We start from the raw sequence: 6,111 nt of genomic DNA, 5'->3' as shown, positions 1-6,111 counted from the left end.
GATGTTGGGGGGGCGAATTGTGCATGGGGCACATGGTAGCGCGGGCGCCTTGGGCTGGCTGGTCTTGGACCGGCAGCAGACGCCAGATCCGGGGCATGGCTATCTGGATCTGTATGCTTCGGCCTCAGCGCTGGCGTCGCAGGGACGCTTGCTTGATCCGCCGCTCTCGCCGGAGGAAATCATTGCGCGAGCGCGTGAGGGGCAGGTGACCTGTGCGAAGCTGGTGGCGGACTGTGCGGCGGTGCTGAGCATCGCTGTGGCGGGTCTGGCGAGTCTTTTTGATCCCGAGGTGTTGATCTTTGGCGGACCGCTGACGGGCGCCTTCGATCTGTTTGCGCCGCTTCTGCGCGAAGGGTTGCAGCGCTATGGGTCGCCGAGTGTGCGGCAGACGCCGGTGGTGGCCGCTCAGCTTGGGGGGGATGCGCCGGCCTATGGAGCCTTGCGGGCCGCGATGTTGTTGCAATCGGTGTGGGCTTGACGATCAAGGCTGAGTGAGACTATCGGGTGCGGGGCCTGCATCACTGGCGGCCTGGTGAAAGGGTACGAGCGGGCGGGATCTCTTGCCTTTTCGTGACCAGTCGTGCTATAGAGAGGAATGCGATCTATGGTTGAGTGGCTGCCTGCGTGCCGTCTGGGGGCCGTGGGCACTGGCACGGCGGGCGCGTGGGTGTGGCGGGCGCGCTGAGCAAGCTGTGAGCTGTGCGAGCGAGTAAGCGCGTGTTGAACCGAAGGAAGGATCTTTTCGGAAAGGGGTGCCTGATATGGTCTACCGCAGTGTGGGACTCTATCGCGTCTTGGGGGTGCTCGGTCTGGTGGCGACGCTGCTGGTGGTCTGGCTGGGCTGGCAGTTTGAGGTGGCTATTCGCAATGCGTTGCTGATTGTGAGCCTCTTTTTCCTGGTGATTGCTTGTATGTACTTTCATTTGGGGAACGAGGAGGCGCGCGGAGCTTTCTTATAGTTTAGAGAGTGGGGAGTTGTGGCCAAAGAGGAAGTAGGCCAGAGGCGGGCCGGTGCTGTGGCATGATAGCTGCGGTGCCGGCCTGCTGGCTTTTGAGGGGCTGTGAAATGAGTCAGGGCGAGGGATGGTCAGTCTTCTGCTGGCTGGAACTGGCGGTAGGTCTCGCGCACCTGGCGAGTGAGCGGGTGATTGGAGCCGGCTGCTCGCTCGTAGATGGCCAGGGCGCGCTCAAGCAAGGGCAGTGCTTCCTCGCGGCGGCCCAGGGCGCGCTCAAGCAAGGGCAGTGCTTCCTCGCGGCGGCCCAGATCCCTATAGAGCAGGGCCAGATTGTACAGGGTAGTGGCTGCGCGCCGGTCACTTGGACCAAAGGTCTGCTCGCAAACTGCCAGAGCACGCTCTAGCAGAGCAAGGGACTCAGTGGTATGGCCCAGGCGGCGATAGAGGAGAGCCAGATTATGCAGAAGAGTAGCCATAAGGCTGGGGGGCGATTGATGAGCCTGCTCGCAGAGAGCCAAGGCCCGCTCAAAGAGCGTGCAGGCCTCTGGCAAACGATCCAGGCGCTCGTAGCAGAGAGCCAGCGTATTCAGAGCAGAAAGCGTCTTAGGGTTGGACGGACCAAAAACCTGCTCGGCGAGCGGGGCCAGGCGCTCGAGAAGGGGGAAAGCTGTGGTCAAACGACCTGTGCTCATATGGAGGAAAGCCAGGGACTCAAGCGTAGTGACGGTCAGAGGGTGAGCGGGACCGAGCGCCTGCTCGCGGATGGAGAGCGCGCGCTCAAGCAGAGGGAGTGCTTCCGAGGAGCGACCCGCGAAGCGATAGACGAAGGCCAGATCGTAGAGAGAGGTCGCCGTCTCAGCGTGCTCGGGGCCGAGCACCTGCTCGCGGATGGAGAGCGCGCGCTCAAACAAGGGGACTGCCTCCTGATAGCGTCCATGCTGGCGCAGATAGGTGCCAGCCTGCTCAAGCAAGCTGGCGGCAGGAGCGGTCTGCAGCGCTGGCTCTCGGGCGATCCAGGCGGCGCAGTGCAGCGCGTGCGGCAGCAGAGCCTCATAGAGGGGCCAGTGCTCCGGCTGCTGACCCGGGTAAGCGGTGACCAGAGCCTCGATGGCCAATGGCTGCCAGGCTGTCAGCTCCTCTGCAGGCAAGTGCTCAGTCAGGGCCTCCCGCACCAGCTCATGGACCTGTAGATTGCCGCTCTGAGGGTCGCGGGTAAGCAGACCATCAGCCTCCAGGGCCGCAAGCGTGACCATCAAGGCGGAGTGATCGGCGGCCAGCGCGGCCAGTGGGTGTGACGGTCGGGCCAGCCCCTCTGTCAGCAGGCTCTCTGGAATAGGTGCAGGTGCCAGGCAGGAGCAGAAGCGCAGCAGCTCAGCGGCGGAGGCGTCGCGCTGGCGAAGGCGCGCAAAGAGCAGGCTGCCCAGAGCACAGCGTAGACCGCGCTCAACCTGGCGCAGTCCCTCCTCGGGATCGTCGCGGCTGGCAAGCGCCTGCCCATCGACGGGCAGCGGCGTCAGGTCGCCGACCGCGCTCTCTCTCCAGGCGCAGGCGCGCAGCACAACCGGGATAAGCACAAGTTCCCCGCCGGCATGACGTCGCCAGACCTGCTCTAGCTCAGCCACGCGCTCGGGAGCCGCCAGATAATCGGGACTGAGCAGGACCAGAAAGAGAGCGCTGCGGGCGAGAGCCTGGGCCCGTTCCTGAGCGGCGGCAGTCTCGGTAGCCGGCGGACCGCCCTCCCAGAGCGCAATCAGATTCTGGGCTGCCAGCGGCTTCAGCATCGTCAGCACCTGCTCGCTCCAGGGCCCGTCGGTGGCGGTCCCGGACCAGGAGCAGAAAACCGTGATCATGTCGGAGGTTCTCATAGCCCTCCTTCTCGCGCTGTCCGTCTCAGAGTGCAGCGGCGCAACATTTGAGTAGTAGCAATCCATTGCTCACCAGTATAGGTGAAAGCAGTGAAGAGGGCAAGAGAACAGCGAAAGCCTGATAAGGTAGAGACTGCTGCCCACAGTGCGCAGCAGGCAGATGGAGGTCAAACAAAGCAGGGCGTCCAGCAAGCTAAGCCCGGAGCGCCCTGCCTGCTATACAGTGGAGTCGTCAGGTGCCGACCTGATTAATTAATTAATACGCTTCTCGCGACCGGCCCACTCGCGTTCACGCAGCACAAACTTCTGGATCTTACCCGTCGATGTCTTGGGCAGCTCGCCAAAGGAAACCGCCACTGGGCACTTAAAATGTGCCAGATGCTGGCGGCAGAACTCAATGATCTCCTGCTCTGTCGCGCTCTGGCCGGGCTTCAGCGTCACAAAGGCCTTCGGGCGCTCGCCCCAGGTTGGATCGGGGATACCGATCACCGCGCACTCCAATACAGCGGGATGGCGTGCCACCACCTGCTCGACCTCGATCGTTGAGATGTTCTCGCCGCCCGAGATGATGATATCTTTGGCGCGATCGCGCAGCTCGATATAGCCATCGGGGTGCCAGACTGCGATATCGCCAGAGTGAAACCAGCCACCGGCAAAGGCCTTCTCCGTCGCCTCGGGATTCTCATAATAGCCCTTGGCCACATTATTGCCGCGCATCAGCACCTCACCCATCGTCTGCCCGTCCCAGGGCACATCGTGCATCTCGCTGTCGACCACGCGCGCCCGCTCGGCGACCACGTAGCCCTGGCCCTGGCGCGCCAGCAAGCGAGCCTGCTCCTCCTCCGGCAGCGTGCTCCATTCCTCGTGCCACTCGCAGACCGTATACGGGCCGTAGGTCTCCGTCAGCCCATAGACATGGATCGGGCGCATATTCAGGCGGCGCATCTGTGCCAGTAGTGTCGGCGAAGGCGGGGCACCGGCTACTGTCACTGTCACTCCGCGCTCGATGGGGTGAGCCTTTGGATGGTTCACAATAAAGATATGCACCGTCGGTGCTCCATTGTAGTGCGTTACCCCTTCCTGCTCCAGCAAGTCCCACACCAGGCCAGGATCAACCTTACGCAGGCAGACATGGCGCGCCCCCACAGCGGTCACCGCCCACGGGAAACACCAGCCATTGCAGTGGAACATCGGCAGCGTCCACAGATAGACGCTGCTGCTGCTCATGCCTGTCTCGATGACCTCGCCCAGGGCGTTCAGATAAGCGCCGCGGTAGGTATACATCACGCCCTTCGGGTTGCCCGTTGTACCCGACGTGTAATTAATCGAAATTGTCTCCTCCTCGTCCTCCAGCCAGCTCTCTGGTGGTTCTGGCGAGCCGGCGGCCAGAAACTGCTCGTAGGGATCAGCGGGCTGCCCGGTGTCGTCGATGCGCACCAGCTCTACGCCGGGCAGCTCTAAGGATTCCACCAGTGGCAGCAGCTCGGCGTCGGCGAAGAGGAAGCGTGAGCCGGAATGCTTCAAAATATAGTCGATCTCCTTACTGGTCAGGCGCGTATTGATGGCGACCAGGATGCCGCCGGCGGCGGGCACGCCGAAGTGGGCTTCGAGCAGGGCGGGCGCATTGGGGCTGAGGAAAGCGACGCGGTCGTGTTTGCGCAGGCCGGTGGCGCGCAGTTGGTTAGCCAGGCGATAGACGCGCTCGGCGAACTGGCGGTAAGTATAGCGGCGCTCGCCGTGGACTACAGCCACCTTATTGGGGAAGACGAGAGCGCTGCGCTCCAAAAAGCTGACCGGTGTCAGCTCAGTGCGGTAGACCTTGGTGGTGGCGACCATACAGATTCTCCCTCCTTATCGTTCCCGTCGACAAGGGGACGGCGCAGGCCCGCGGAGGAGCCTGTTGCACCTTCTTCCTTCTTTGGTCTGGCCTGCTGATGTTGCCTGTATCTCTGCCCAGACAGCAGGCCGGCCAGACTGACCATAGCTGTTATTGCTTAGTATACATCATGGCGGGTCGCCCGAGGTCCTGGTGTCGCTCTTACGTCCAGGCGTCGCGCCCTTGCATCATCGCGGGCCTTTCAGGCTAGCTGAGCCTCACGGTTCAGAGGATAATAGCTATAATCACCTGTGCCCTGGAAAACTCTGTTATCAGGTCAGATCAATTAGTACTCTCAGATATTGATAATCATCTGTTTGCAGGGTATATCATATGCAAGATCATGTATATAGAAGGAGCATCATAAGCATCAGATTCTGATCCTCTGCGATCGCCCCCTCTTTCTATATACAGGCCAGCCATCTACCGTGAGTAGCTTTGCAGCAACGAGAGGAAAGGAGCAATCAATGAGTCAGAGTAAGGTAGCAAGCGTTGCTTTGAAAAAAAGTTATTTTTGAGTATTCTAATCGTTATTACCCTGATCCTCTGGTCAAGAGAGACAGCATTAGCGTCAAGTTTGGTGAGCAATCCTCAAGGTATCCGTGTCGGCCTGCGTGTGCTCAAAGCGCCACCTGGCGCTATTCTTCCACATGGAAGAGATGCGGCTGATGGAAACTGCGGACACGCTGAATTGCGGGCCAATCCTGGAGCAACAGGCTCTAGAGGTATAGCCATCAATATCATCGTGAATTCCTCTAAAGGGTGGGTAGCTTTTGGTCACTGGACCCTGACAGTGAACAACTCTGGAACTGATTCAGGCGGCATTGGCCCACAGGCTAGCCCAGATTGGCGTGATGGGTATACCCATTATGCCCCTCGCTCGGGAGTTGTTTATGGTGTCTTTCTCACTGAACTCACGATTAACACCTGGCTAGGCTATACGTGCGATCTTTTTCGCACGCTGAGAACGGCAGCGAGGAGCGGCTGAGTCACAAGCGTACCCGGATCCCAACGCGAGCGCCGTTGCTCATGAAGAGCGAAGGAAGATGAGCAAGCCGCCTGGCAAATCTCTCGCTGGCAACGCGCCTGAAGGATGCTGTTGTTGGCCATGAGTTGCCGCTGCAGCTGGCTGCCACAGCGCTCAGTCAGTGGCAGCCGTGTTGCTCCTGAAGAGGAAGTTTGTCACCTGGAGAGCTTGAACTATTAGCTGGTATCTTGTCTGTGGAAGTAGTCCGACCAGGGCCGGATAAGGTTGATCATTAAGAACCTTTGCTAACGCTTCTGCGTAGCTTCAGGCAGGGGAGGAATGCTACTATGCGACTGCTACAGAGAGAGCAATCGTGGCACTATAGCATACGCACGGAATTAGGGATAGACTTCTGCCTCTGGATGCTGAGGATTGATGGACTACGGG

5 protein-coding genes are annotated in these 6,111 nt (G+C 60.4%); 3 read left to right on the top strand and 2 right to left on the bottom strand.

Features of this window, described 5'->3' with window-relative positions:
• Both IRZ24_RS15495 and IRZ24_RS15490 read left to right on the top strand, forming a co-directional pair.
• Window positions 1-478, top strand: a 478-nt coding sequence (locus IRZ24_RS15495) for an ROK family protein (RefSeq protein ID WP_297165876.1), incomplete at its 5' end; no start/stop codon positions are given.
• Between the two features lie 283 nt (window positions 479-761).
• Window positions 762-959 (top strand): hypothetical protein, encoded by a 198-nt coding sequence (locus IRZ24_RS15490; protein ID WP_297165873.1) that lies wholly within the window; start codon window positions 762-764, stop codon window positions 957-959.
• A gap of 128 nt (window positions 960-1,087) precedes the next feature.
• Here the strand turns inward: IRZ24_RS15490 and IRZ24_RS15485 are convergent, their stop codons facing one another.
• Together IRZ24_RS15485 and IRZ24_RS15480 are read right to left on the bottom strand one after the other, a co-directional pair.
• The gene (locus tag IRZ24_RS15485) at window positions 1,088-2,821 is read right to left on the bottom strand and encodes a toll/interleukin-1 receptor domain-containing protein (protein WP_297165870.1); all 1,734 of its coding nucleotides are present in this window, start codon (window positions 2,819-2,821) and stop codon (window positions 1,088-1,090) included.
• Between the two features lie 252 nt (window positions 2,822-3,073).
• Entirely contained in the window at window positions 3,074-4,657 is a 1,584-nt protein-coding gene (locus IRZ24_RS15480) for an acyl--CoA ligase family protein (RefSeq protein ID WP_297165867.1), read from the bottom strand.
• Window positions 4,658-5,211: 554 nt separating this feature from the next.
• On the opposite strand from IRZ24_RS15480, the gene IRZ24_RS15475 reads away from it, so the two are divergent.
• Complete coding sequence (locus IRZ24_RS15475; RefSeq protein WP_297165865.1) at window positions 5,212-5,685, top strand: hypothetical protein; 474 nt, start codon at window positions 5,212-5,214, stop codon at window positions 5,683-5,685.
• Window positions 5,686-6,111 lie beyond the last annotated feature (426 nt).

Source organism: Thermogemmatispora sp., from assembly GCF_019683755.1.
In the GTDB taxonomy this organism is placed as follows: Bacteria; Chloroflexota; Ktedonobacteria; order Ktedonobacterales; family Ktedonobacteraceae; genus Thermogemmatispora.
The sequence above is the reverse complement of the archived record's forward strand: the minus strand, read 5'-3'. Positions and strand labels throughout refer to the sequence as shown.